The sequence below is a fragment of the Photorhabdus sp. HUG-39 genome, from assembly GCF_963878365.1.
GTDB lineage: Bacteria > Pseudomonadota > Gammaproteobacteria > Enterobacterales > Enterobacteriaceae > Photorhabdus > Photorhabdus kayaii.
In genome coordinates, this window is the sequence record NZ_CAWNWY010000003.1 from 173,673 (window position 1) to 200,519 (window position 26,847).

The window sequence follows — 26,847 nt, forward strand, 5'->3', positions numbered from 1 at the left end:
TATTCTCTTTATCCCGATACATATCTAATACAGATTACAGATTTAATAGAATTTTTCCAATTATATACAGAGATAAATAGAATGCAATTTTTCACTACGACAATCTCATTATTTCCTTTTTCAATCTATTTTTCAATTCATTACTAGAAAAGGAAGCCTGTAATGCATTCAAATTTGTTTCAATAAAATCACTATACTGCCAACCAAAGTATCGATTAATCTTCAAATATTCTTCACATAAGGTAATATTTGCAACTGTCCGGGCATCCGTATTAATCCCAATATTGACACCAACCTTTTTCAACAAATTAACTGGATGGTTTTCATAGATATCATAAATATCGCAAATAATATTACACGTCGGGCAGATTTCTAAATGTATATTTCTCTCTATAAGGAGATCAATAACATCTCGATCTTCAATACTTCTGACACCATGACCTATACGAGAAATATTTAATTTATTGATAGTCTCGCGCACACTTTCAGCCCCTTTCGCTTCTCCTGCATGCGCAATAATATTTCCACCATTTTCCAACACCATTCTAAACGCATTCAAATGTGCATTAAGTGGATATCTTGCCTCATCGGCAGCAAGATCGAGAGCAACAACACCGTAATTAGAATATTCATTGACAAGATATGCAGTTCTCAAACTTTGATCTTCTGAAAAATGCCGCAATGTACATAATATTAAACCTGCTGCTATACTATATTTGACTGAAGCATTTTTCATTGCCTCCAAAACAATTTCTACAATATCGCGCTCATTTAATCCTAAGCGAAGATGAAGTAAAGGTGCAAATCTAATTTCAGCATAAACTACATTATCGCTTTTTAATTGTATGAAAAGATCGTCTACAGCATCAGCTATTACGTCCCTTTTTTGTAGTAAATCCAGTGAAGGAATGATCTTATTTAAAAAATCACCTAAATCATGACATTTTTCAGGGGCAATATATTTTTCACAAAATGACTTATGGGTAATATCAGGAATAAGTTTTTTAACGAAGTGATAACGCAACCCACAATCAAGATGCGTATGTAATTCTATCTTTCTCAGTAAATCAGGATTAAAATTCATCTTTTATTCGCCTATATGACTAAAATTACGATAATAATGTAAATAGTTTATTCTTAAATACCTTACCCTTGATTTTAGTCACCACACTCATATTATGGGGATGATTGAGAAGATCGGTTGAATCAATCACTAAATGCCCATATGAACGTGCGCTTTGATATTCAACATAACCATATACCTCTAATTTATCCTCAATCACTTCATTCGGATATAAAGCAATAGCCATTGTTATAGGATCAGGCAGATCAAATCCTTTTCTATTCGTTCTTCCTGCATTGAATTCAATCAATGTTCTATTACAGCTCACTGCAAACTGACCAAGATCACCTAAAGAATTTAATTTATCCATATCGAATTCATTAATAAAAGCCTCCGCCATACCTAACTCCCATCCACAAAATATAAGAGGCAATCCAGAACCCAATACTATATGTGCTGCTTCTGCATCAGAATAGATATTGAATTCAGCTAATGGCGTAATATTACCTGGCTTCAATCCAGAACCACCCATAATATAAATCACTTTGACAAATTTATATAAATCCGGCTCTTTTAAGACAGCCATTGCTATATTTGTCAATGGCCCCAAAGCGATTATCTCTATCTCACCAGGAAATTTTTTCACGATATCAATAATTGCATCTACTGCATGTTTATCTTCTACTATTAACGAAGACTCTGGTAAATTCATATTACCCATACCCTCTTTCCCATGAATATGATATGAAGCATAGTGCTCTCTAAATAATGGTTTACTCATCCCTTCATATACCGGAGGAATATATGTTCCTGCTTTTTCAATACTAACTAATGCATTTTTCCTGCACTGAGCAACAGTACAATTACCGGCAACAATAGTAATACCTTCAATTAAAACTGAGGGTTCACGGAGCGCCATCAGTAATGCAACTGCATCATCGGAAGCCGTATCTGTATCAATAATGAAATGTCTCATAGCCTATTTCCCTTTATCATATTCCTTACATTAGTCTATAAGTTCCGCCAAAAAAAAGTCACATGACCTTTTTCCAGAATTAAAAAACCCAAAATTAAAAAACAATGTGCACAGAGCTCGCGGGGATTCACTCCCTTACCGTCGCGATGCATCTTGAAATCCATTGGGTATAACAGAGGCAGCATCATTTGCATAATTTCTGGAGCCAGCTCGAAAAAACTGACAAAAAACGCCTTAATTTACCTTAAAAAGCGCTTCCTTGACATATTTTCCACATTTTCTCCATTTTTTAGCCTATCCTCACTGTCTAAACTAATAGCATGTGATTAAACCGATATTTCAGTCGGACATAATCAAGCAACATCTTGGCCTTGCGTTTGAGAGAATGTCGAAGAAATGAATCAAAATAATAAACACCGTACTTTCCTTTTCCGTGCAGCACTGGCCGCTATTGCCATTGCTGCCGCTATATTTTTCTGGCACCAACTTAAAACCCCTCAACAATCTAGCCCATCTGATCAATTCTCTGGTTTAAGACATTCCCCTTTACCCCCTGTACAGGTTGCCACAGCAAAAGAGCAGGCAGTCCCTCGCTTTCTGGCCGGGCTTGGCACTATTCAGGCCGCCAATACTGCCACGGTAACCAGCCGGGTTGAAGGTCAGCTTATCGCTTTGCACTTTCAGGAAGGACAACAAATTAAACAAGGGGATTTACTGGCAGAAATTGATCCACGCCCTTTTCAGGTTCAACTAGCACAAGCCAAAGGCCAGCTTGCTAAAGATGAAGCAATATTGGCGAATGCCCGTCAGGATCTCAATCGCTACCAGAAATTGGCAAACACTCACCTGATTTCCCAACAAGAAATGGATAATCAACGTGCTCTTGTCCGCCAACACGAAGCCAGTCTGAAAGTTGATCAAGCAGCAATTGATAGTGCAAAACTTCAACTCACTTACAGCCGTATTACCGCTCCCATTTCCGGTAAAGTGGGCTTGAAACAGATCGATGTAGGAAATTTTATTTCCAGTGGTAACAGCTCTCCTATCGTGGTTATTACCCAAACCGATCCAGTAGATGTGCTATTTTCACTCCCTGAAAACGATATCAATGCTGTTTTACAAGCTCAGAAAACGAATCATGACGTCGCTGTTAGTGCCTGGGATCGCAATAACCAGCAACAACTTGCCGAAGGAAAACTGTTGAGCATTGATAATCAAATTGATGCCGCTACCGGCACAATTAAGCTGAAAGCCCGTTTTTCCAATCAAGATAGCATCTTATTTCCAAATCAGTTCGTTAATGTCCGTATTAAAGTCGATACACTGGAAAACGCAGTGGTGATCCCAAATGCTGCCCTGCAAATGGGTAATGAAGGGAATTTTGTCTGGATGTTAGGTAAAGAGAATAAAGTCAGCAAACATCTGGTCACGGTCAAATTGCAGGATACAAAACGCGTTGTTATCAGTACCGGCTTAGCAGCAGGTGATAAAGTGGTCACTGATGGTATCGATCGCCTGACAGATGGCGCTAAGGTGGATATTGTCACACCGATGGCAAATAAGCCTCAGCCACAAAAACACCATAAAACGGAGAATTCCTGATGCAGGTAAACTCCCCAATCCCAGGAGGCGGACCATCACGCCTGTTCATCTTGCGACCTGTTGCCACCACGCTGTTTATGGCAGCAATCCTACTGGCAGGTATTATCGGCTATCGCATGTTGCCCGTGTCTGCATTACCAGAAGTGGACTATCCCACCATTCAGGTGGTCACACTCTACCCCGGCGCAAGCCCCGATGTGATGACTTCGGCAGTCACCGCACCACTGGAGCGCCAACTCGGACAGATGTCTGGCCTTAAACAGATGGCTTCTCAAAGTTCCGGCGGGGCTTCCGTTATCACATTACAATTCCAGCTAACTTTGCCGTTAGATGTCGCCGAGCAGGAAGTGCAGGCGGCTATCAATGCAGCCAGTAATTTATTGCCTAATGACCTGCCTTATCCCCCTATCTACAGCAAAGTTAATCCCGCTGATCCACCGATTCTAATGCTAGCAGTCACCTCCGATGCAATGCCGATGACACAGATTCAGGATATGGTGGAAACCCGTATCGCACAGAAAATTTCACAGGTCAATGGCGTAGGATTGGTGACACTCGCCGGCGGCCAGCGACCAGCCGTCAGAGTGAAGCTAAACGCCCAAGCGGTCGCTGCACAGGGATTGGATAGCGAAACGATCCGCACCGCTATCAACAATGCTAACGTTAACTCCGCCAAAGGTAGCCTTGATGGTCCGACTCGCTCTGTCACGCTTTCGGCCAACGATCAGATGAAGTCAGTAAATGATTACCGCAACTTGATCATTGCCTATAAAAACGGCTCACCGGTACGGTTACAAGATGTCGCAACCATTGAACAAGGCGCTGAAAACACCAAACTAGGTGCATGGTCAAATAACAAACAAGCCATTGTGATTAATGTTCAGCGCCAGCCAGGCGCCAATGTGATTGAAACTACAGATAACATTCGTCAGATGTTGCCGGAACTTATCAGCAGCTTGCCAAAGTTCGTCGATATGAAAATCCTGACTGACCGCACGACAACCATTCGTGCCTCAGTGAAAGATGTTCAGTTTGAGCTGTTACTGGCAATTGCTCTGGTTGTTATGGTGATTTATCTGTTTTTACGTAACGGTATCGCAACACTTATCCCCAGTATCGCCGTTCCTCTTTCACTGATCGGTACATTCGCAGTGATGTATTTCTGCGGTTTCTCCGTCAATAATCTGACGCTAATGGCGCTCACCATTGCCACCGGTTTTGTCGTAGACGATGCCATTGTGGTCATTGAAAATATCTCCCGTTATATAGAACAAGGCGAGAAACCGATGACAGCAGCATTAAAAGGTGCGGGTGAAATCGGTTTTACCATTATCTCCCTGACTTTCTCTTTGATTGCGGTACTGATCCCGCTGCTTTTTATGGGCGATATCGTTGGCCGCCTGTTTCGTGAGTTTGCCATTACCTTGGCCGTGGCAATTCTGATTTCAGCCATTGTCTCACTGACATTAACCCCCATGATGTGCGCTCGAATATTGAAACCGGAATCACAGATAAAACACAATCGTTTTGAACAAGCCAGTGAACGCTTTTTTGAACAAATGATTGCCGGTTATGCTGTATGGCTAAAAAGAGCACTGAACCACCCGTGGATCACCTTTAGCATCGCCCTAAGCACATTGGTGCTAACTGCCCTGCTCTATCTGATGATTCCAAAAGGATTTTTTCCATCACAGGATAATGGGCTGATTCAGGGAACACTGGAAGCGCCGCAATCCATTTCCTTTGCTGCCATGGTGAATAAACAACAGCAGGTTTCATCCTTATTACTGCAAGACCCGGCAGTAGAAAATATCACCACTTTTGTGGGCGTTGATGGCAGTAACCCAACATTGAATAACGGGCGACTGCAAATCACACTAAAACCACTCAATCAGCGTGATGACAGAATCGTTGACATTATTCCGCGTTTGCAGGAAAAAGTTGCCGCTATACCCGGCATAAAACTCTATCTGCAACCGATGCAGGATTTGACGATTGACACTCAGGTTACTCGTACCCAATACCAATTCACTTTGCAGGCAACCTCTCTGGATGAACTGAGTATCTGGGTGCCAAAATTACTGGCTGAACTAAAGCAGAGAGCAGAGCTAATTGATATCAGCAGTGACTGGCAAGATCAGGGGCTGATCGCCTACGTTAAAGTAGACCGAGACATTGCCAGCCGATTGGGCATCTCAATAGCCGCTATAGATAACGCACTCTATAACGCATTCGGCCAGCGGCTAATTTCAACCATTTATACGCAGGCTAATCAGTATCGGATCATCTTGGAACATGATGTGACATCGACTCCAGGGCTGGCAGCATTTGATAACATCCGCCTTAACGGAACTGACGGCCATGTCGTACCTCTCAGAACTATTGCAACTATTGAACAAAGATTTGGCCCACTGGCAATCAATCATCTAGCTCAATTTCCCTCAGCAACATTTTCTTTCAACGTTGCCGAGGATGCTTCTCTTGAACAGGCGGTCAATGCTGTTCGTGATGCCGCACAATTGATCAAAATGCCCAAAGACATTTCCACCCAATTCCAGGGAACAACACTGGCATTTGAAAGCGCACTGGGCAATACATTGTGGCTAATCGCGGCGGCTATTATCGCCATGTATATCGTGCTAGGCATACTGTATGAAAGCTTCATCCATCCGGTGACAATCCTCTCCACATTACCGACAGCGGGAGTGGGTGCACTATTAGCACTGATGATGGCAGGTCATGAACTGGATGTCATTGCGATCATCGGCATTATCTTGTTGATAGGTATTGTGAAGAAAAACGCCATCATGATGATCGATTTTGCGCTGTCAGCGGAACGTGAACAGGGATTATCGCCTTACGAAGCCATTTATCAAGCGTGCTTATTGCGCTTCCGTCCGATTCTGATGACCACAATGGCAGCATTACTTGGAGCACTCCCCTTGATGCTTAGCACCGGTGTAGGCGCTGAATTACGTCGTCCTCTGGGTATCTGTATGGTCGGTGGACTGATTATGAGCCAGATCCTGACACTGTTTACTACGCCAGTGATCTATTTACTGTTTGACCGTCTGGCCCACTATCGCCGCAATCGCCAGCTCTTAGTTTCAAATACCTCATCTATTGATCATCAGGAGCCGCGGTGAAATTTTTTGCCTTATTTATCCAACGCCCTGTTGCCACCACGCTATTGAGTTTAGCCATAACCCTATGTGGAGTATTGGGATTTACCTTGTTGCCGGTTTCTCCTTTACCACAAGTGGATTTTCCGGTGATCTCCGTTTACGCCTCATTACCGGGCGCTTCACCGGAAACAATGGCCTCATCTGTCGCGACTCCGCTGGAGCACGCCTTAGGCCACATTGCCGGAGTCAATGAAATGACGTCCAGTAGCTCCCTTGGCAATACCAATATCACGCTTGAATTTGATCTCAATCGTGATATTAACAGTGCAGCACGGGATGTACAGGCAGCGCTGAATGCCGCTCAAAGCCTGTTGCCTTCCGGTATGCCTAGCAGGCCGCATTATTACAAAGTCAACCCGTCGGATGCCCCAATCATGATCCTCACATTGACTTCCGATACCTATAATCAGGGGCAGCTTTATGATTTTGCGTCTACACAACTGGCTCAGAAAATCGCCCAAGTTGAAGGTATCAGTGAAGTTTCTGTTGGCGGAAGTTCATTACCCGCAGTCAGAGTTGAATTGAATCCTGGCGCCCTGTTTCATCAGGGAGTTTCGCTGGATGCGGTACGCAAAGCTATCAGCAATGCCAATGTTCGCCGCCCACAAGGATATGTGGATTCCGATCAGCAACACTGGCAAATTCAAACGAATGATGAGTTAAAAACAGCCGAAAACTATCGCCCGATCATCGTTCACTACAACAACAATTCACCAGTGCGATTGCAGGATGTAGCAAATGTAAAAGATTCTGTTCAGAATGTCAGAGCAGCCGGAATGTCTGGCGGTAAACCGGCTATTTTGTTGATCATTCGCCGCGAGGCTGGCGCGAATATTATCGCCACAGTAAACCGTATCCGTGAACAATTACCTGCATTACGTGAATCTATTCCTGCCAGTATTCAACTTAAAGTTGCTCAAGACCGCACACCAACTATTCGTGCTTCAATAGTGGAAGTAGAACGAGCATTGGTGATTGCTATCGGGCTGGTCATTCTGGTGGTATTCCTGTTCTTGCGTTCTGGTCGCGCAACATTGATCCCTGCCATCGCGGTACCTGTTTCACTCATTGGCACATTTACCGCTATGTATCTGTGCGGTTTCAGTTTGAACAATCTTTCCTTAATGGCGCTGACGGTTGCCACAGGATTTGTGGTAGATGATGCGATTGTGGTACTGGAGAATATTTCCCGCCACCTTGAAGCAGGCATAAAACCCATGCAAGCGGCACTACAGGGTGTCCGGGAAGTGGGTTTTACGGTCCTCTCGATGAGTATTTCGCTGGTAGCAGTCTTTATCCCGCTTCTGCTCATGGATGGATTGGTTGGTCGGCTGTTTCGTGAATTTGCCATTACCCTAACCACATCAATCAGCATCTCACTGTTGGTTTCTCTAACACTAACGCCAATGATGTGCGCTCATTTACTAAAATCTCAGCGTCCCAAAGCACAGAAGAAAATACGAGGATTCGGCAAAGTTCTACTGAAAATTCAGCAAGCTTATGGACGCTCCCTGATGTGGGTTCTTAATCATAGCCGTTGGGTATTGTTAATTTTGGCCGGCATCATTGCCCTAAATGTCTGGCTCTATATCAATATCCCCAAAACTTTCTTCCCAGAGCAGGATACCGGTCGCTTGCTAGGGTTTGTTCGGGCAGATCAAAGTATCTCTTTCCAATCTATGCGTGAAAAAATGAAAAATTTCATGCAGACAATCAATGCAGATCCTACGGTAGACAACGTTATCGGTTTTACCGGTGGTGGGCGGGTAAATAATGGCTTTATGTTTATCTCTCTAAAGCCATTGAAAGAGCGTTCAGAAAACGCTGAACAGGTTATCTCACGCCTGAGAATTAAACTTGCCAATGAACCGGGAGCAAATCTATTTCTCATTCCGGTACAAGATATTAGGGCTGGCGGTCGCCAGGCTAATGCCAGCTATCAATTCACATTGCTGGCAGATGATCTGAATGATCTTCGCAAATGGGAGCCTGTTATCCGTAAAGCATTAGGGCAATTGCCACAACTGACTGACGTGAATTCAGATAAGGAGGATAAAGGAGCTGAAATGGCAATAATCTATGACCGCGATACCATGTCTCGTCTGGGCATTAATGTCAGTGAAGCCAATAATTTGCTAAATAATGCTTTTGGTCAGCGACAAATATCCACCATTTATCAACCACTTAATCAGTACAAGGTGGTGATGGAAGTTGCACCAGAATATACACAGGATGTCAGCGCACTGGAAAAAATGTTTGTGATTAACAATCAAGGAAAAGCCATTCCGCTCTCCTATTTTGCTCACTGGCAACCGGCTAACGCGCCACTCAGTGTAAATCATCAGGGGCTTTCTGCTGCTTCAACCATTGCTTTCAATCTATCCGAAGGCTATACCCTCTCTGATGCTATCAATGCGATTGAAAGAACCACAACCGAACTTGGGGTACCTTCAACGGTTCGTGGCACTTTTGCAGGCACCGCCCAGATTTTTCAGGAAACCCTGAAATCACAATTATTCTTGATTCTGGCAGCCATTATTACCGTCTATCTAGTGCTAGGGATACTGTATGAAAGTTATATCCATCCATTGACTATTCTCTCTACCCTGCCTTCCGCCGGTATTGGTGCCCTGCTGGCATTAGAACTGTTTGACACACCATTCAGCCTGATAGCATTAATCGGCATCATGTTATTGATTGGTATCGTGAAAAAGAATGCCATTATTATGGTGGACTTTGCGATTGAAGCTCAACGTAACGGTAATATCTGCGCCCGTGATGCGATATTCCAAGCCAGCCTATTACGTTTCCGTCCGATTCTGATGACCACACTGGCCGCCTTGTTTGGTTCCCTGCCACTGGTTTTGAGTAGTGGCGACGGTACGGAATTACGCCAACCTTTAGGAATAACCATTGTGGGTGGTTTGGTTATGAGCCAGCTTTTAACACTGTATACCACACCGGTTGTCTATCTCTGTTTTGATCGACTAAGGGAAAAATGGCAACAACGGCGTACCGCTAGGCAAATTATGGAGCAATCATGAAACTCAGCATCAGTGGTAAACTGTTTATGGCCATTTTCGCCACTTGCATGCTAGTACTCATCACCATGCACTGGGGCGTAAGAAGCAGCTTCCAGTATGGTTTTATTGGTTATATAAAACAAAATATCCAGTTACGTACTGCCATGTTAGCCGAAGCACTGGCCGAACAATATCAACAATATGGCAGCTGGAAATTCTTAAAGAGGAATGACCGGGTAATTTTTCAAATTATCCGCTCCATTGAACAAACCAGTGAAAGCCATCAAGGTCCACCACCTCGCGGTTGGCGAACTCAATTTTGGGTGGTGGACAGTGACATGAAACCGCTGGTCGGTCACGAAGGTAAAATCCCGTCAGAGACTTATCGCAAACCGATCATCTATCATCATCAAATCGTTGGCTGGGTCATTGTTAGCACATCAGATAAAATTACCCGTCAAGCGGATATCAGTTTTGATCGCCAACAACAACTGACAAGCTGGATAATTGCCGGTTTATCTACCTTGCTGGCAATGATAGCCACGCTATTATTATCCCGCGGTATGTTAAAACCCGTTAAACGTTTGGTTGAAGGGACACATAAACTGGCAGCCGGTGATTTCAGTGCCCGAGTCACACCATCAAGTAAAGATGAAATTGGTCAGCTTGCCCACAATTTTAACCAGCTCGCCAGTACCCTGGAAAAAAACGAGCAGATGCGTCGCGATTATATGGCGGATATTTCTCATGAACTGCGCACTCCCCTTTCTATATTGCGTGGTGAATTGGAAGCGTTACAGGATGGTGTTCACAAACCAACGCCAGAAACACTCAATTCGTTATTGGCTGAAATTACCACATTGACCAAACTGGTTGATGATCTACACCAGCTATCTCTATCCGATCGTGGGGCGCTGGCATACCGGAAAGAATTTATCAACATCAGTGAGTTAATTCAGGTTGCTATCGCATCTTATCATGGACGTTTCCTTGATAAACAAATCCAAGTGGATGTTAAACTTCCTGAAATTATTATGGTGTTTGCTGACCCAAGCAGATTGACTCAGCTATTTCATAATTTACTGGAAAATAGTCTTCGCTATACCGCTGATAATGGAAAATTGATCATTAAAGGTTGTTCTGACGATAACCACTTCATTCTGAATTGGGAGGACAGCAAGCCCGGCTTGTCACCAGAGCAATGCCAACAAGTTTTTGAACGATTCTACCGCAGTGAATCCTCACGAAACCGTGCCAGTGGTGGATCAGGACTTGGATTAGCCATTTGCAATAACATCGTTGAAGCACATAACGGTACGATCCATGCCGAACCCTCACCTTTAGGTGGCCTGAGAATTATCGTAGAATTGCCGCTAACTGAATCCCTCGACGACGAAACGTTATGAGTACAGAATTTGGGCATTATACTGTTTTGATTGTTGAAGATGAGCCAAAGCTTGGGCAATTGCTGGTTGATTACTTGCGAGCGGCTGATTACGAAACCCAATGGCTACTGCGAGGTGATGAAGCGGTCTCCCATGTGCAGCAACACAATCCAGATATTATTTTGCTGGATTTAATGCTTCCAGGTTGTGATGGCATCTCTATTTGTCGGGAAATTCGCCGCTTCTCTGACGTACCGATTATTATGGTCACCGCCAAGACGGAAGAAATTGACCGTTTACTTGGATTGGAAATCGGGGCAGATGATTATATTTGTAAACCTTACAGCCCACGTGAAATTGTCGCGCGAGTTAAAACAATTCTTCGTCGCTGTTACCGACCACAAGATATTGTCAAGCAAAGCGATCTACACATTGACGAAGCCTGTTTCCAAGCACGTTACCGCGATCAAATACTGGATTTGACCCCAGTTGAATTCCGGTTATTAAAAACGATGGCAAGTCGCCCTGGGCAAGTATTTTCCCGCGATAAGTTATTGAATAATCTATATGACGATCACCGAATCGTGACAGACCGTACCATTGATAGCCACATTAAAAATTTACGCCGTAAACTGGAACAATTGGATAACAGTAAAACATTCATTCGTTCTATTTATGGACTTGGTTACCGATGGGAAGCGGATATATGCCGTTTGTTATAACTGTCACACTTTAACTGAATTAAATTTCTTTCAACCTTTCACCGGTCAGAAATTCAGCTATATTAAAAATACTTACCTTTAATTAGAGGAATTTCTTATGGCTGTAGGTTATTATGATCTTAAGAGAACAAAAAACAAGCAGTATTACTTCAATTTAAAAGCATCGAACGGTGAAGTTATCCTTACCAGTGAAATGTATACTACCAAGGCAGCAGCGAATAAAGGAATTCGTTCTGTCCAAGCAAATTCACCGGCAGAAAAAAACTTCGAAATCAGAGAAAACAAATCTGGCAAGTCCTATTTCGTGCTGAAAGCGAGAAACTATCAAGTTATCGGCATCAGCGAGCCTTACGATAATGAAGTGGCAATCAAAAAAGGCATTCAATCTGCAATTAAACATGGCTCTAGCGTCAATGTTCGAGATCTGACAAAGTCAGAATAATATTTTTTCATGATAAACCGCACCTTATCAGTTGAAAGTCATCGTCAATTGATAAGGCGCTCTCCATCGATCAAGAGAACCGAACGTTTCATACTAATAAATTTGTATCCGCAACAAAATACGCGTTAGAATCCCCGGCCTTATCCTTACTTTTTATAGTGAAAACTCATCTCAACTCAAACCGAGAATTTTTTAACCATGTTTACTCCAGAATTACTTTCCCCTGCCGGTTCGCTAAAAAATATGCGCTATGCTTTTGCCTATGGCGCAGATGCCGTATATGCTGGTCAACCACGTTATAGCCTGCGTGTTCGCAATAATGAATTTAATCACGAAAATCTGGCACTCGGCATTAAAGAGGCTCATGAGCTTGGTAAACGCTTTTACGTCGTGGTCAATATTGCTCCTCACAATGCCAAATTGAAAACTTTTATCCGTGATCTAAAGCCTGTCATTGATATGGGACCTGATGCCCTCATTATGTCTGATCCCGGGCTGATTATGATGGTTCGTGAAGCTTTTCCTGAAATGGAAATTCATCTTTCCGTTCAAGCTAACGCGGTTAACTGGGCGACAGTAAAATTCTGGCAACAAATGGGACTAACGCGGGTTATTCTTTCCCGTGAACTTTCTCTGGATGAAATTAACGAGATTCGCCAGCAGGTTCCCGATATGGAACTGGAAATTTTCGTACATGGGGCATTGTGTATGGCCTATTCCGGTCGTTGCCTATTATCCGGCTATATTAATAAACGCGATCCCAATCAGGGAACCTGCACTAATGCCTGCCGTTGGGAATATCATGTCCAAGAAGGCAAAGAAGATGATATCGGTAATATTGTGCATATGCATGAACCGATACCGACAAAAAGTATCGAGCCAACATTGGGAAAAGGCACACCAACAGATAAAGTATTTACCTTCGAAGAAGCAAAACGCCCTGGTGAATATATGTCAGCTTTCGAAGATGAACATGGTACTTACATCATGAATTCCAAAGACTTACGTGCAGTTGAGCACGTTGAGCGATTAACTAAAATGGGCGTTCACTCTCTGAAAATCGAAGGACGAACAAAATCCTTCTATTACTGCGCTCGCACAGCACAAGTTTACCGCCGAGCCATTGATGATGCTGTTGCAGGGAAACCTTTTGATCCAACGCTGCTAACAACATTAGAAGGACTTGCTCATCGCGGCTATACCGAAGGATTTTTGCGCCGTCATACCCATGATGCCTATCAGACTTATGAATACGGTTACTCGATATCCGATACCCAACAATTTGTTGGTGAATTTACGGGTGAGCGAGTCAACGGATTGGCTGAAGTGGCTGTCAAGAATAAATTCATGATCGGAGACCGTCTCGAATTAATGACACCATCAGGCAATATCCAGTTTACACTGGAAACAATGCAGGATAAAAAAGGCCAACCAATGGAAGTTGCGCCTGGGGATGGGTATATTGTCTATTTACCAATTCCTAAACAAATTGATATTAATTACGCCTTATTAATACGTAATCTAAATGGTATTAATTCTCAATATCCTCAAACGAACCGAGACTCAGACAAATAATCATCAATATCCCCTCCTGACGATGATATATTTCTTTTTTTAGAAACAGATCACATCAATACTATTTTATTTACCGTAGTATTGTTGGTGAAAAATAAAAAATTAAAAAAGTTTTACAGTAAGACTAGGAACCACCTCCTTGGCCGGCTCAATCTCCCTTGAGCTGGCCTTTTCTTTTTTGCTCTGGGAAATAAAATCAACAAGTTACAGAATTCATTCACACGATTAATTAAATAGATAAATTTAACTATTAAATCAATGAATGTTTATATTCATCTGTTTCTGATACCCTTAATATTAATAAGAAAATATTTCTACTTATTGAAATATCACACTATCTAAAGAAATGTAATTAAAATTTTCCACTGTTTAATAATTCAGGAAATCCATCATATTTAGACCAAATATTATACAATTTGATAGAATTAATCAGGTAAAGATTATGACAACAGATAATTACAATTTACTTATTGTTAAAACTATTAGTTCAACATTTACCTGACGACTATATCGACTTAATAACCCAAAACGGCTTTTGTTTCATATATACCCGTCATCTTTCAAGTTGCCTCTTTGTTGGCTGCACTCACTCACCCCGGTCACATAGTTATCTATGCTCCCGGGGATTCGCTCCCTTGCCGCCGCGATCCATCTTGAAATCCATAGGGTATATCCATAGAATAAATAAGGGCAAAATAGCCAAATCACCCCAAAGATGATAAACGATAGCGCAGTACCTGTTGCTCCCTCATAGAAATGAAGTTTAATCCCACAATAGGAGCTGCTTAGTAAACCAAAAGACAATAGAAACACATTTTTACACCGGATCAGCATGAAAAATATCATCTAACAATAACATCAAGAAAAATCAGCTTACATCAACAGATCCAATGACTTTATAAAAAATCGTTTGCAAACAAGTTACTAAAGAGAAAACGTAATAATAAATTACTCTTGGTAAATGGAAGAAAACCAAAATATCAACATTCGTAATAGAAACATGAGAAATTTTTCATCCGTGAAAAAATCAAACTATATTGATGTATTTCTTAATCAGCTAATTGATTGATGAATACAATCAAAACTAAAAATTTAGTATAATTATTATTTTGTATTATTATCACTTTTACGAAAGAATAAATAACTATATTGACTGTTGCTTACAGGATTATATAGATTTAAAAACATTGACGTCAAAAATGGTTATTTAACATATAATGGGGAAACATAGTTATAAATAAATTGACAAAATAAAAAATTATTCACACAAATAATTAAAATCAATAAAATTTATCTCTAATAGCGTTCAAAAAATATGAATACTCAACCTTATAAAACTTATTTAAATGATATAAAAACATATTAAATCTTTACAAAAAAATCATATAACAAAATAATCAGTTTAGCGATAGAAAGATAAAACGATAAATAACACTCTTATTTATCGGTTAATTAAGTTATATACCCTATGGATTTCAAGATGCATCGCGACGGCAAGGGAGTCAATCCCCGGGAGCATAGCAAACTATTTCACACCCATATCAACCACCTAAAGAATGGTAATGTCACTCTTACACTAAATAGCTACTTTGCTGGTAATAAAATTCTCTTTAAAATCCTACCTGAAGCGATCCACTACCACTTCCCTCCCAATATAACTTGTTATCCTAAAAAGGATAAATGACAATCGATAGCATCTTTTCATAACTGGAGTAAGACATGACTGATATCGCTAAGTTGTTAGGCAAAGATGCGGACAGTTTATTGCAACATCGTTGTAATACCATTCCGAGTGAAAATCTTTATCTGCCAGGTGCCGATTTTGTTGACCGCGTAATGATCGACAATAACCGACCCAATATGGTTCTGCGCTCCATGCAAACATTGTTAAATCATGGTCGCCTTGCAGGTACGGGTTATTTGTCTATTTTGCCGGTGGATCAAGGTGTAGAACATTCTGCTGCCGCTTCTTTTGCAGCAAACCCACTCTATTTCGATCCAAAAAATATCGTTGAACTGGCTATTGAAGCCGGCTGTAACTGTGTTGCCTCTACTTATGGCGTGTTATCCGCTGTTTCTCGTCGTTATGCTCATAAGATCCCATTTCTGGTTAAACTGAACCACAATGAAACACTGAGCTATCCCGCTCAATATGATCAAACTTTATATGCTAGTGTTGAGCAAGCATTCGAGATGGGTGCTGTTGCCGTTGGAGCAACAATTTACTTTGGCTCTATTGAATCACGGCGTCAAATTGAGGAAATTTCAGCCGCCTTTAAACGGGCTCATGAATTGGGCATGGTAACGGTATTGTGGGCCTACCTACGTAATTCCGCCTTCAAAAAAGAGGGGGTAGATTATCACTCCAGTGCAGACCTCACAGGCCAGGCTAACCATTTAGCAGCCACTATCGGTGCCGATATCGTTAAACAAAAAATGGCCGAAAATAACGGCGGCTATACGGCGATTGGCTTTGGTCATACCGATAAACGTGTTTACACTAATTTGACTACCGATCATCCTATCGATCTGGTCCGTTATCAGATAGCTAACTGCTACATGGGTCGCGCCGGTATGATTAACTCAGGTGGTGCATCCGGTAATAATGATTTAAGTGACTCCGTTCGTACCGCCGTCATTAATAAACGCGCAGGCGGCATGGGGTTAATCCTTGGTCGTAAAGCTTTCAAAAAATCCATGAAAGAAGGTATTGAGCTGATTAATGCGGTTCAAGATGTCTATCTGGATAAGCAAGTGACTATCGCGTAAATCAAGCTTGTCAGCGTAAATCAAACTTGTCGCCGGTGATAATGAATAGATAGTAAGTCGCTGCCAACGTTGAGTTATCCTCTTCTCACAGCCTAAACACCTTACTCTTCTTATTCATTATCACTTTCTCACCAAATCCCGAAAACACCCATCAGCTACTCTCACCACCACTGATGAAAATGGTGCACAGGCCCGATTCCTTTTCCTACATCTAACGAGTCCGCCTGTTCTAACGCCGCCTGGAGGTATGCTTTGGCAACAGGCAGTGTTGTCTGCCAATTCGAATAACGCGGACGCAAAGCAGCCAGTGCAGCGGAGAGCGTACATCCTGTTCCATGAGTATGACGAGTATTGATTCTGGGCGCAGTAAAACGCCATTCTCCCTCAACAGTAAATAGCCAATCAGGGCTTTCATGTTCTGTAAGGTGCCCGCCTTTCAGTAAAACGGCTTCGCATCCTAGCGATAATAGTTCACGCCCTTGTTTTTGCATGTCCGTTTCGGTTTTTGCTACAGAGCATTTCAATATCGCTGCGGCTTCCGGCAAATTTGGGGTAATCAACGAAACCTTCGGTAATAATCGTTCAACAACCGCGGAAACCGCTTCCGGTGCCAACAACGGATCGCCACTTTTCGCAATCATTACCGTATCCAATACAACATAAGGAACGACATAACGGCTTATTGTGTCGGCAACGACGGCAACATTGGCCGCATTGGATAACATGCCTATCTTAGCGCTATCAATTCTGATATCTGACAACACAGATTCAAGCTGTGCCGCAACAAAAGTAGGATCGATATCATAAACAGATTGCACACCACAGGTGTTTTGCGCAACAAGCGCGGTCATTACTGTTGTGCCATAAGCACCAAGTGCGGAGAAAGTTTTTAGGTCGGCTTGAATGCCAGCACCGCCACTAGGATCAGTACCGGCAATTGTCAGTGAATTGATTCTCAATAGGTACCCCTTCCAACCAGCAAAAGAAAAGCAAGTATATCCGTCATCTTTCAAGTTGCCTCTTTGTTGGCTGCACTCCCTTGCCGTCACGATGCATCTTGAAATCCATAGGGTATATCAGGAAAAGATACCTCGACTTCCCTACGCTGGCATTATCCAGATCAGGTATTACGGGTTCATCTCAGCTCTGTGAAGAGCACCCCGAGTCAAAACAAAAACACCCTATCAGATAACTAACAGGGTGATATCGGTATATCATTGTTGCCAATAAAAAATCAAACAGACAACAAATTTATTTCGTCAATCCAAAATGATTGACAAAAAAAAGTTATGCTGTAGTAACGTTTGCCGCAGAAGGACCTTTCTGACCGTCCTGAATTTCAAACTCAACTTTTTGACCTTCGGCCAGAGTCTTGAAACCCTCGCTCTGAATAGCGCTAAAATGTACAAACACATCTTTGCTACCATCAGCCGGAGTAATAAAACCAAAACCTTTAGATTCGTTGAACCACTTTACAGTACCAGTGATTTTTGCCATTTTAAGAATTTCCTTCGGATCACTTAATTCTAATTCGCCGTTCGGCGCAACATAAAAACTAGAGCAAGTTGCTGCTATTAATAGAGCTGTATAACAGAACCATACCTCGTTTACCCGAACGATTTATCACATATTCTTAATATGATGGCAAGCCATTTTTTATCAGCTATGGAGCTAACGCACATATTTAAAATTCTTAACAACAATTATTGTTTAACATAGCCGCAAAAATTTGAAAAACCAAGGTTATCCTAATTAGCTTACAGTTTATCCACTCAACAAAACCCCAGATAACATAAATAATCCTAATTTATTTTGCCTGTCTTATTATTAGATTTTTTATATCTATAGTACGGTCATAGAGACCAATCTCTACTGTTTGAGTGAAAGAAAAAATCAACACATTCCCAATATTAGTTGACTAAAACATCAGTATTAAATATACCCAATTAATACCTATCACATCTTAATATTAATTTTTCGTTTAACTTTTATTGAAAATAGCAAGAGTAGAATTCCTGAATTTAGACGTTTGTCATATTTTACGTGATACGAAGGATCTTCCCAATTTATGTCGTCGGGAAATTGGAGCAATAAATAATGAAGTTTGATTTAACCGCAGCCTGTACCCTATCAGCCACTCTTTTAGTCTCATCTGGGGCAGTGTTTGCAACAACGGCAGATACTGCTAACAAATCATTAACAACCACTGAATCTCACACCCCGATCAGTTATGGCAACAATTCGAGCAGTTTATGGGAAAAATTCAGCAATAATGTCGCTCTCACCTGGGATGCACCCAACAATGAACTTTATCTGCCGGTAATTACTTGGCATAACAGACATACCTACGATAAAGAGAAAACCGATAAATATAATGAGCGGCCCTGGGGTTTCGGCTATGGTAAATATCGTTACGACGAAGACAACGATTGGCATTCCCTTTATGCAATGGCTTTTATGGATTCTCATAACCGTTTGGAACCCATCGTTGGCTATGGATTTCAGAAGATGTGGATACCCGGTGATTTAGATGGTTTCCGAATGGGAATTGGTTTCACTCTGAGCGTTACAGCTCGTCATGATTATTATTATGTCCCTATTCCACTCCCATTACCGTTATTCTCCATAGAATATGATCGGTTATCGTTTCAAGGAACGTATATTCCCGGCACATATAACAACGGTAATGTACTCTTCGCCTGGTTACGTTGGCAGTGGTAACCGGATAAAAAATACCAGGCTGTGTGACATCAGCCTGGTATTTTTATAGTGATAATCCAGGTATACCCGTTATCTTTCAAGTTGCCTCTTTGTTGGCTGCACTCCCTTGCCGTCGCGATGCAACTTGAAATCCATAGGGTATATACCCGTCATCTTTCAAGTTGCTTCTTTGTTGGCTGCACTCGCTCACCCCGGTCACATAGTTATCTATGCTCCCGGGGATTCGCTCCCTTGCCGTCGCGATGCATCTTGAAATCCATAGGGTATAGATATTATCCCTGATCCTCTATTTTCATTTTATTACGGCGAGAATGGGACATTAAAAACCCGATCCATAACACCCCCACCCAGAATGGCATCAGGATAACTGAAATACGGATGCTATCCATCATCAAAATAATGACAAGTATAAAAGCAAGGAAAACCAGACACAGATAATTACCGAATGGATACCAAAACGCCTTAAATGACGGCTCTATCCCCTGTTTAACTTTTTCTGCCCGGAATTTTAAATGCGCCATACAGATCATGACCCAATTAATCACCAACGTTGTTACCACCAACGCCATTAATAACTCAAATGCTTTGCCCGGCATCACATAATTAATCAATACGCCAATGGACGTTGCCAAAGCAGACATAACAATGGCTCTGATAGGAACACCACTTTCATTAACTTTTGTCAACATTCCAGGAGCATTGCCTTGTTTTGCTAAACCGTACAGCATCCGACTGTTGCAATACACACCGCTGTTATAAACGGACAATGCAGCTGTTAGGACAACAATATTCAGAATGTTAGCCACCCAGAAACTATCCAGGTTATGAAAAATCATAACAAATGGACTTTCACCTTCAACGACATTGCCCCACGGATAAAGCGACAATAACACAGTCAGAGAACCAATATAGAAAATCAATATCCTGTATACCACCTGATTGGTGGCCTTAGGAATGCTGATACGTGGATTTTCCGCTTCTGCTGCGGTAATACCCACCAGTTCCAATCCACCAAAAGAGAACATGATTACAGCCATTGCCATAATAAGGCTGAAGATCCCATTAGGCATAAAGCCACCATGCTGCCAAAGGTTAGTAATGCTGGCCTGAGGCCCGCCATTTCCGCTGACTAACAGGTAAGAACCAAAAACAATCATACAGATAATTGCGGTCACTTTAATGATGGAAAACCAAAATTCTGTTTCACCATATAACCGGACATTAATTAAATTTACCGTATTGATTAAAACAAAGAAGACGGTTGCAGAAACCCAGGTTGGAATATCAGGCCACCAATAGTGGATGTACATTCCCACAGCCGTTAATTCAGCCATTCCGACCAGAGTAAACATCGCCCAATAATTCCAGCCTGATAAAAACCCGGGAAAATCGCCCCAATATTTATACGCAAAATGACTAAACGACCCCGCTACAGGCTCCTCGACTACCATCTCTCCTAGCTGACGCATAATCAGAAATGCAATAAAGCCTGCGATAGCGTATCCTAAAATTACGGAGGGGCCTGCCATTTTTATAGTTTGTGCAATACCGAGAAACAACCCAGTCCCGACAGACCCCCCCAAAGCAATAAGTTGAATATGCCGGTTTTTTAAACCGCGTTTAAGTGTTGACCGCTGCGATTGTCCTGCCATCTTGTCCTCTTGATACAACTTCTATCTTGTTATTAGTGGGAAAACAACCGCTTCCCCTTATCTGCTTTATTCAAAGCAAACAAAACACTAGCTTTAAAGGGTGGATATCGAAGATATATGTTAGCACAGATATATGATGGGAAAATGGCTGATGAGTATCAGCAACTAATCAGAAAGGCAGATATCGAGTCACAGAACAAATACCTGAATCAAACTGTTCCCCCTGATCACAATAGCTATCCAAAGCTAACAGGTACAAGAACAGACATATTCCAAGTAATACTAAGATTGCAATGGTTTTTTTTATGTCCAATTCTATTTCCTTCAAGTTCGGTCAGAACGCAATACGTTAAGAATAAAGTTGAAAAATGATATTTTACAACAATGAAACAAGAAAAATATTCATCCTGTGCTTTCATTGTGAAAAAATCGAACCGGCAGCAGTATGCATGCTAACAACATATCAGAACGCATTTAAACAAATACTAACCATGTGGATTCTATTCACTATAACAAAAAAATCAATTGTCACATTCAGTTACAATTTAAATCGTTATGTCAAGGCTTTGTCATATTTAGAAAAAGTTGTGTATACTTCCTTTCACTTTCAACCAGAACAAAATTGTTAATGCCACAGGATAATCACTTAGCACTTGTATGTGCTCTCAGCAAATGGATTGAGAATCACCTTGGCCGGGTAATCCACCTGGAAGAACTGGCAACTTACTCCGGTTACTCGCTTTGGCACATGCAGAAAATATTCAAGGAAGTCACCGGAATTTCTCTTGGTAAATATATCCGCCAGCGACGCCTGGCCGGCGCTGTTCATCTTTTGAGAAACAGCGCTTTGCCTATTTTTGATATCGCCTTAGATTTCGGCTTTGGCTCTCAGTCTCATTTCACTTATATGTTCCGCAAAGAGTATGGCATAACTCCCTATGATTTCCGGCAGAATCCAGAGATTGAGCTCGAAGTTAAATTACCTCTGCATTTCACTACTAACTGTTCGTGACACGGTAACTAAAGAACAACATTGAAACGGGCAATTATCCAACAAATTCAACCGTGCTTTCCGGCGAAAGACAAAGAGCTTCAACCTTTGTGTTCTGACCTTTTATTTGATGCCAGACACAATTTATTTGATGCCAAACACAATACTTCCCTTAACAAGGCTCTCTGAGTTTCATGGTTAGATGGACAGAGAGCTCTGTCGAATTTTTTAACGGCACTTAGTTTCCGTTAACATGAATTTGAAAAATGGACAAACTTTATTCTTATTCTTGTTCTTTGTCATACTGAATTAAATAAATCAGTACCAGAATGATAGTGATAAAAAAATGGAAAGCATTAGACACACCGTCCCACTGTTTGGACATCCACATCCCAAACCATTCGCCACCAATTGTCATAAATGCCACCTGCCAAGTCAAGAATCCCAAGGTCAGACCCGCTATCGCAATAGATTTCTTTTTATTAAAGACAGCAGCGTTAGATTTTAAATTTACCAGCAAATGAATACCGCCAATCCAACATAACACTGCCGTTAAAGTTTCTAAAGAAATAATGACAATATAACCAATGTGGTGTAGCACCGGCGAATAAATTGCACGATAGGTAATAGTTGTATCTGGAAAAACGGTGTCCATCATTAATACATGCTGTACAAATACGAAATTAGTCGCATAGTCTGTAATATTGCCAAAAGCCGCTAATGTCGCAAACAAAGCTATTGCAAAAATCATCAAAGTCTTAGATAAACGAATAATCATTTGTCAAGTCCTCAAAGAATGGTTTTAGCACCGAAAAGATCATAAAGAACACAAACTATACCCTATGGATTTCAAGGTGCATCGCGACGGCAAGGGAGTGAATCCCCGGGAGCATAGAAAGAGGCAACTTGAAAGATAACGGGTATATCATATAATCTAACAATCATCACTCTATTTCCACATATCTAATCATAGAATGACGTTTAAAATATTTTCATCTAAAATCTGACTGATATTTTTCTGTTCATACTATCATTAGATCAGTTATTATCTGATCTATTATTATTTACCTGACTATTATTTATGAACGATTCTCTAGCTGGTTCAATAAAAAGCTATTTCAGCCAAAAATTAAGTAGAAAAGATTATATTATTAGCTTTATTAAAATATCCGTTATTTTAGGAATATTAATCTTTCTCTCTGGTTACCTAGCAGAAAACAATTATGCCGCCTACATGAAATATGAGTTATCAGTGTGGTTGTATATGATCTCTATTGGCCTATGGGCAATGTGCTCCTTCGCTACGGTTTACTATTTAATCATGAAAACAGCTTACAGATTCAATGACGTAGGGCTATATGGCTGGCTAATCTCTATTTTTATTTACCTGTGCAGTGTGTTACCAAACTATTTTCCCGACAAAATAATAATGTATTCACCCTTTATCAGCCTAATTGGGATTATTCTTGCATTTATTCTGCCAGGAGGAAAAAATCATAATAAAGAGTAATATTTTCTCCATATCGCTAAAATTTCATTTAATCTGACTATTACTTAAAATAGTAATAGTCATTATAAAATAAAGCGACGATTATTTATATACACTGGATATTTTATTACTTAGCCATCACTGCTATTTCTCACCATAATCTACTTTAAAATAGCAACAATTGGAAAGATGTGATCGACAACTGCCGAGGTAAGGTTGTTACTACAGGTTAAAACAAAGTGAAGAAAAGTTCGAAGAATAGATCATGAAAATTTATAGAGTTTATGAGAAAAACTATGCCATAAAAGTCACTCCAATAAAGTTCTTTCTATGGCACGATCTCACAAGATAGTGAAAACTATTTTTTATATTTCTCAACCAGAGCCAGAGCTATTGATTCAGTTTGTGCATCAGGATTACCACTGATGTCATCTGGCCTGAAATGCATCTGGAATGCACTGATAGTCTTACGAGTATCTTCATCAAGCACACCGGTTTGTGGAATGGTGTAGCCATATTTAGCCAATGTCTTCTGGATTAACTCAACAGAAGCACCATCATGCCATTTTCTGCCAGCCATATATTTTTCAACGGTTGCATCTTCAGGCCATGCACCAATACCTTGCTCTGCCAAATTCTTCCAAGGGAAAAGTTTGCCTGGATCATACTTTCTCAAAGGTGCAATATCACTGTGACCAACGACATTAATAGGTTCAATGCCATAACGTTGAATAATATCTTTCGCCAAACGCGTTAATAGATCGATCTGTTGCTCGTTAAACGGATACCACTCTTTCTCAAGTAGCATTTCCGTAAATCCTTTATTAACAATTTCAATGCCAATCGAAGTGTCATTCAAGTCTTTCCGACCATTCCATCCACTAACACCAGCATGCCATGCCCTCTTATCTTCAGGAACCAGTTGTAGAATAACAGGCTTTCCTCTCACATAATTCGGTAACGATGGGATCAAATAATGAGCACTAACACCGCCCTGAGTGAGTATACGTAAAGAATCTTTATCATCAACAGCGGTATAGTGGAACACCAAAAACCTTACTCTGTCATTTTGACCTTGCGAAGGAAAAGAGCTATCAACTTTATAAGCGCCCCGATCTTCCAAGCTGGAACACCCCGCCAATAGCATAAATAAGCCAACCAATATGATCTTCTTCATCATTTCCCTGTCCCATCTATTAATTGAAAGCAGGATAATAACACAAAGAAATTAAATGAATACAAAATAAAATTTATGTTTTATATGATTTTTTCATAAAACTATCGGTTTTGTTCTTGGCATAAAGCACAAATGAAGATGCCTTATTCCCATAACTTAGATGGAAATAAGGCAAAAATAACAAATGAAACGTGAAAGGCTGTCAGCCGCTATATTGTTAAATCGTACTAACCATACTTTGTTCTAGCATTTCACTTGTGACCAGCCGCTTGGTTCGATTTGGCAAGATTTGCCGTTTCTTCCCAAATACCAACTTCGACCTTTTTCTGAATTTCAGGATACTGATTAATATCAAATGTCGGTAACTTACCGACACGTCTCTGTTGGTTGTAATCTTTTGCGAGTTTAAATGCGACGCCAGAAAGCAACAAGATAGCGGTCAGATTGGTAATTGCCATCAATGCCATAGACAAATCAGCCATTTTCCAAACTAAAGGCAATTCAGCCAACGCACCAAACATCACCATACCCAATGCCGCCAGACGTAAGATCATCAAGCCCGCAGTATGATTACGTTCAAGGAATACGATATTGCTTTCAGCATAAGCATAATTCGCAATGATTGATGTGAATGCGAAAAAGAAGATAGCCAGTGCAATAAATTCAGATCCCCAATCACCGACAGCGGAAGACAATGCCCGCTGAGTCAATTCTATCCCACTTATTCCTGAAATATTGCCATCAAGCACACCCGATGACAGGATGATAACAGCAGTAGCGCTACAGATAACCAGAGTATCCATAAAAACACCTAGCATTTGCACATAACCCTGAGATGCTGGATGAGGAGGATATGGAGAAGCAGAAGCAGCAGCATTGGGTGCTGACCCCATCCCGGCTTCATTTGAAAACAACCCGCGTTGAACACCTTGTGTCATCGCCTGTGCAACACCATAACCAACGGTTCCTGCAACTGCTTCCTGCAAACCAAATGCGCTTTTGAAAATCAATGCAAACACTTCCGGCATTCGTTCAAAGTTATGCCCGACGACCCAGAACGCCAAAATCAGATAAGCTATCGCCATAAAAGGGACAACTAATTCTGCAACCCGAGCAATAGAGCGCAAGCCACCAAAAATAATGGCCCCGCTAAGGATCACCAAACCGATGCCGACATACAAAGGATCAAAATTAAATGCAAAAGCAGCAGCCTGAACAATGGAATTTGCCTGAACAGCATTAAATACCAGACCAAAAGCAATAATCAGAAATATGGAGAACATAACGCCCATCCAGCGTACTCCAAGCCCCTTTTCCATATAGTAGGCCGGACCACCGCGGTAATTCCCCTTATCGTCTTTTGTCTTGTACAGCTGGGCAAGTGTACTCTCAATAAAAGAGGTTGCCATTCCAATCAGAGCAACCATCCACATCCAAAAAATGGCGCCAGGCCCACCAGCCGTTAAGGCGATTGCCACACCAGTAAGGTTACCGGTACCAACCCGTGCTGCTAAGCTGGTACACAGAGCCTGGAATGATGAAATACCTGCACTGTCAGATTTTTTACTGTTTTTCAATACTGAAAACATGTGCCCAAAATGACGGATCTGTATAAAACCTGTGCATATAGTGAAGTAAATACCAGCCCCAAGAAGAAGATAAATCAATACGGAGCCCCAAAGGATACTGTTAAAAAAGCTAATTAGTTCCGTCAAGATATTTTTCCCCTTAAATTAGTAAACCCAGTCTGACCATAAAATCGTATCCGGCAGAATTCATTGCGCTTAATATGCCTTTATAATTAACAAGTAACACAATGCTGTATAAAAGAACACAGAGATACTGGTCAGAAAAACGCTATGAATGTAACACAAGTTTGAAATTAATGTGTAATGTTTACTGACCTTTTTACATTATCCATCAGATTAAATGAATGTTTGGTGTACTGTTTTTGACTGATAGTTAATAGATATGTCATTCAATCGACTATTGCCCGTCAGTCACTTCATACACTTTTGGCTATGCCTCCTATCAGTGATTCACAACAAGCTGTGACTCATAACAACTGCATATAT

At 41.2% G+C, this 26,847-nt stretch carries 22 protein-coding genes and 1 riboswitch; of the genes, 11 read left to right on the forward strand and 11 right to left on the reverse strand.

Annotation, left to right across the window (positions count from 1 at the left end; translation table 11 throughout):
• Nucleotides 1-94 precede the first annotated feature (94 nt).
• The gene (gene add / locus AAC155_RS03710; protein WP_113041074.1) at nucleotides 95-1,084 is read right to left on the reverse strand and encodes an adenosine deaminase; all 990 of its coding nucleotides are present in this window, start codon (nucleotides 1,082-1,084) and stop codon (nucleotides 95-97) included.
• Nucleotides 1,085-1,109: 25 nt separating this feature from the next.
• The gene (locus AAC155_RS03715; protein WP_113041075.1) at nucleotides 1,110-2,039 is read right to left on the reverse strand and encodes a nucleoside hydrolase; all 930 of its coding nucleotides are present in this window, start codon (nucleotides 2,037-2,039) and stop codon (nucleotides 1,110-1,112) included.
• A gap of 396 nt (nucleotides 2,040-2,435) precedes the next feature.
• Here AAC155_RS03715 and AAC155_RS03720 point away from each other — a divergent pair, with 396 nt between their 5' ends.
• The 7 genes from AAC155_RS03720 (at nucleotide 2,436) to trhP (ending at nucleotide 13,973) form a co-directional block, all read left to right on the forward strand.
• Nucleotides 2,436-3,641, forward strand: a complete 1,206-nt coding sequence (locus AAC155_RS03720; RefSeq protein ID WP_113041076.1) for an MdtA/MuxA family multidrug efflux RND transporter periplasmic adaptor subunit — start codon at nucleotides 2,436-2,438, stop codon at nucleotides 3,639-3,641.
• The gene (locus AAC155_RS03725; RefSeq protein WP_113041077.1) at nucleotides 3,641-6,787 is read left to right on the forward strand and encodes an MdtB/MuxB family multidrug efflux RND transporter permease subunit; all 3,147 of its coding nucleotides are present in this window, start codon (nucleotides 3,641-3,643) and stop codon (nucleotides 6,785-6,787) included. The genes AAC155_RS03720 and AAC155_RS03725 overlap by 1 nt, the downstream gene beginning before the upstream one ends.
• A complete protein-coding gene (gene mdtC / locus AAC155_RS03730; RefSeq protein ID WP_113041078.1) occupies nucleotides 6,784-9,870 on the forward strand; it encodes a multidrug efflux RND transporter permease subunit MdtC in 3,087 nt (1,028 codons plus the stop codon). Before AAC155_RS03725 ends, mdtC begins: the two co-directional genes overlap by 4 nt.
• Complete coding sequence (gene baeS / locus AAC155_RS03735; protein WP_113041079.1) at nucleotides 9,867-11,255, forward strand: two-component system sensor histidine kinase BaeS; 1,389 nt, start codon at nucleotides 9,867-9,869, stop codon at nucleotides 11,253-11,255. Before mdtC ends, baeS begins: the two co-directional genes overlap by 4 nt.
• On the forward strand, nucleotides 11,252-11,956 hold the full coding sequence (gene baeR, locus AAC155_RS03740; protein WP_113041080.1) for a two-component system response regulator BaeR: 705 nt from the start codon (nucleotides 11,252-11,254) through the stop codon (nucleotides 11,954-11,956). The genes baeS and baeR overlap by 4 nt, the downstream gene beginning before the upstream one ends.
• 97 nt (nucleotides 11,957-12,053) lie before the next feature.
• Nucleotides 12,054-12,398 carry a YegP family protein gene (locus AAC155_RS03745; protein WP_113041081.1) on the forward strand — a complete coding sequence of 115 codons (345 nt, stop codon included), beginning with the start codon at nucleotides 12,054-12,056 and terminating at the stop codon, nucleotides 12,396-12,398.
• A 198-nt stretch (nucleotides 12,399-12,596) separates the two neighbouring features.
• Nucleotides 12,597-13,973 (forward strand): prephenate-dependent tRNA uridine(34) hydroxylase TrhP, encoded by a 1,377-nt coding sequence (gene trhP / locus AAC155_RS03750; RefSeq protein ID WP_113041082.1) that lies wholly within the window; start codon nucleotides 12,597-12,599, stop codon nucleotides 13,971-13,973.
• 540 nt (nucleotides 13,974-14,513) lie between these two features.
• On the opposite strand, the gene AAC155_RS03755 is transcribed toward trhP, so the two are convergent.
• Nucleotides 14,514-14,786, reverse strand: a complete 273-nt coding sequence (locus tag AAC155_RS03755; RefSeq protein ID WP_146748048.1) for a hypothetical protein — start codon at nucleotides 14,784-14,786, stop codon at nucleotides 14,514-14,516.
• A gap of 906 nt (nucleotides 14,787-15,692) precedes the next feature.
• On the opposite strand from AAC155_RS03755, the gene fbaB reads away from it, so the two are divergent.
• Nucleotides 15,693-16,742, forward strand: a complete 1,050-nt coding sequence (gene fbaB / locus AAC155_RS03760) for a class I fructose-bisphosphate aldolase (RefSeq protein WP_113041083.1) — start codon at nucleotides 15,693-15,695, stop codon at nucleotides 16,740-16,742.
• A 161-nt stretch (nucleotides 16,743-16,903) separates the two neighbouring features.
• On the opposite strand, the gene thiD is transcribed toward fbaB, so the two are convergent.
• A complete protein-coding gene (thiD, locus tag AAC155_RS03765) occupies nucleotides 16,904-17,701 on the reverse strand; it encodes a bifunctional hydroxymethylpyrimidine kinase/phosphomethylpyrimidine kinase (protein ID WP_113041084.1) in 798 nt (265 codons plus the stop codon).
• 121 nt (nucleotides 17,702-17,822) lie between these two features.
• A riboswitch (TPP riboswitch) is annotated at nucleotides 17,823-17,915 on the reverse strand.
• A 114-nt stretch (nucleotides 17,916-18,029) separates the two neighbouring features.
• A complete protein-coding gene (gene cspE, locus AAC155_RS03770) occupies nucleotides 18,030-18,239 on the reverse strand; it encodes a transcription antiterminator/RNA stability regulator CspE (RefSeq protein ID WP_036781809.1) in 210 nt (69 codons plus the stop codon).
• A gap of 600 nt (nucleotides 18,240-18,839) precedes the next feature.
• Here cspE and pagP point away from each other — a divergent pair.
• Entirely contained in the window at nucleotides 18,840-19,463 is a 624-nt protein-coding gene (gene pagP / locus AAC155_RS03775) for a lipid IV(A) palmitoyltransferase PagP (protein ID WP_113041085.1), read from the forward strand.
• Nucleotides 19,464-19,539: 76 nt separating this feature from the next.
• Here the strand turns inward: pagP and AAC155_RS03780 are convergent, their stop codons facing one another.
• From AAC155_RS03780 to AAC155_RS03790, 3 genes are all read right to left on the reverse strand, one after another.
• Nucleotides 19,540-19,662 (reverse strand): hypothetical protein, encoded by a 123-nt coding sequence (locus tag AAC155_RS03780; RefSeq protein WP_262405104.1) that lies wholly within the window; start codon nucleotides 19,660-19,662, stop codon nucleotides 19,540-19,542.
• 73 nt (nucleotides 19,663-19,735) lie between these two features.
• Nucleotides 19,736-21,115 (reverse strand): amino acid permease, encoded by a 1,380-nt coding sequence (locus AAC155_RS03785; RefSeq protein WP_113041086.1) that lies wholly within the window; start codon nucleotides 21,113-21,115, stop codon nucleotides 19,736-19,738.
• Between the two features lie 169 nt (nucleotides 21,116-21,284).
• Nucleotides 21,285-21,428 carry a PhoP/PhoQ regulator MgrB gene (locus tag AAC155_RS03790; RefSeq protein ID WP_112877748.1) on the reverse strand — a complete coding sequence of 48 codons (144 nt, stop codon included), beginning with the start codon at nucleotides 21,426-21,428 and terminating at the stop codon, nucleotides 21,285-21,287.
• 315 nt (nucleotides 21,429-21,743) lie between these two features.
• Between AAC155_RS03790 and AAC155_RS03795 the strand changes: the two genes are divergently transcribed.
• Entirely contained in the window at nucleotides 21,744-22,127 is a 384-nt protein-coding gene (locus AAC155_RS03795) for a helix-turn-helix domain-containing protein (protein WP_112877749.1), read from the forward strand.
• 262 nt (nucleotides 22,128-22,389) lie between these two features.
• Here AAC155_RS03795 and AAC155_RS03800 read toward each other — a convergent pair whose 3' ends face one another.
• Nucleotides 22,390-22,884, reverse strand: a complete 495-nt coding sequence (locus tag AAC155_RS03800) for a DUF2165 family protein (RefSeq protein ID WP_113041087.1) — start codon at nucleotides 22,882-22,884, stop codon at nucleotides 22,390-22,392.
• Nucleotides 22,885-23,187: 303 nt separating this feature from the next.
• Between AAC155_RS03800 and AAC155_RS03805 the strand changes: the two genes are divergently transcribed.
• Nucleotides 23,188-23,616, forward strand: a complete 429-nt coding sequence (locus tag AAC155_RS03805) for a DUF805 domain-containing protein (RefSeq protein ID WP_113041088.1) — start codon at nucleotides 23,188-23,190, stop codon at nucleotides 23,614-23,616.
• A gap of 337 nt (nucleotides 23,617-23,953) precedes the next feature.
• Here AAC155_RS03805 and AAC155_RS03810 read toward each other — a convergent pair whose 3' ends face one another.
• Together AAC155_RS03810 and AAC155_RS03815 are read right to left on the reverse strand one after the other, a co-directional pair.
• Complete coding sequence (locus AAC155_RS03810) at nucleotides 23,954-24,772, reverse strand: N-acetylmuramoyl-L-alanine amidase (protein ID WP_113041129.1); 819 nt, start codon at nucleotides 24,770-24,772, stop codon at nucleotides 23,954-23,956.
• Nucleotides 24,773-25,023: 251 nt separating this feature from the next.
• Nucleotides 25,024-26,487 (reverse strand): alanine/glycine:cation symporter family protein, encoded by a 1,464-nt coding sequence (locus AAC155_RS03815; RefSeq protein ID WP_113041089.1) that lies wholly within the window; start codon nucleotides 26,485-26,487, stop codon nucleotides 25,024-25,026.
• Nucleotides 26,488-26,847: the final 360 nt, after the last annotated feature.

Excerpts from the sequence above, each read along its gene's own strand:
- add (WP_113041074.1), bottom strand. The coding sequence starts at position 1,084 with ATGAATTTTAATCCTGATTTACTGAGAAAGATAGAATTACATACGCAT.
- baeR (WP_113041080.1), top strand. The coding sequence starts at position 11,252 with ATGAGTACAGAATTTGGGCATTATACTGTTTTGATTGTTGAAGATGAG.
- pagP (WP_113041085.1), top strand. The coding sequence starts at position 18,840 with ATGAAGTTTGATTTAACCGCAGCCTGTACCCTATCAGCCACTCTTTTA.
- baeS (WP_113041079.1), top strand. The coding sequence starts at position 9,867 with ATGAAACTCAGCATCAGTGGTAAACTGTTTATGGCCATTTTCGCCACT.
- AAC155_RS03810 (WP_113041129.1), bottom strand. The coding sequence starts at position 24,772 with ATGAAGAAGATCATATTGGTTGGCTTATTTATGCTATTGGCGGGGTGT.
- AAC155_RS03785 (WP_113041086.1), bottom strand. The coding sequence starts at position 21,115 with ATGGCAGGACAATCGCAGCGGTCAACACTTAAACGCGGTTTAAAAAAC.
- fbaB (WP_113041083.1), top strand. The coding sequence starts at position 15,693 with ATGACTGATATCGCTAAGTTGTTAGGCAAAGATGCGGACAGTTTATTG.
- AAC155_RS03795 (WP_112877749.1), top strand. The coding sequence starts at position 21,744 with ATGCCACAGGATAATCACTTAGCACTTGTATGTGCTCTCAGCAAATGG.
- trhP (WP_113041082.1), top strand. The coding sequence starts at position 12,597 with ATGTTTACTCCAGAATTACTTTCCCCTGCCGGTTCGCTAAAAAATATG.
- AAC155_RS03715 (WP_113041075.1), bottom strand. The coding sequence starts at position 2,039 with ATGAGACATTTCATTATTGATACAGATACGGCTTCCGATGATGCAGTT.
- AAC155_RS03720 (WP_113041076.1), top strand. The coding sequence starts at position 2,436 with ATGAATCAAAATAATAAACACCGTACTTTCCTTTTCCGTGCAGCACTG.
- AAC155_RS03800 (WP_113041087.1), bottom strand. The coding sequence starts at position 22,884 with ATGATTATTCGTTTATCTAAGACTTTGATGATTTTTGCAATAGCTTTG.
- AAC155_RS03805 (WP_113041088.1), top strand. The coding sequence starts at position 23,188 with ATGAACGATTCTCTAGCTGGTTCAATAAAAAGCTATTTCAGCCAAAAA.
- AAC155_RS03725 (WP_113041077.1), top strand. The coding sequence starts at position 3,641 with ATGCAGGTAAACTCCCCAATCCCAGGAGGCGGACCATCACGCCTGTTC.
- cspE (WP_036781809.1), bottom strand. The coding sequence starts at position 18,239 with ATGGCAAAAATCACTGGTACTGTAAAGTGGTTCAACGAATCTAAAGGT.
- AAC155_RS03745 (WP_113041081.1), top strand. The coding sequence starts at position 12,054 with ATGGCTGTAGGTTATTATGATCTTAAGAGAACAAAAAACAAGCAGTAT.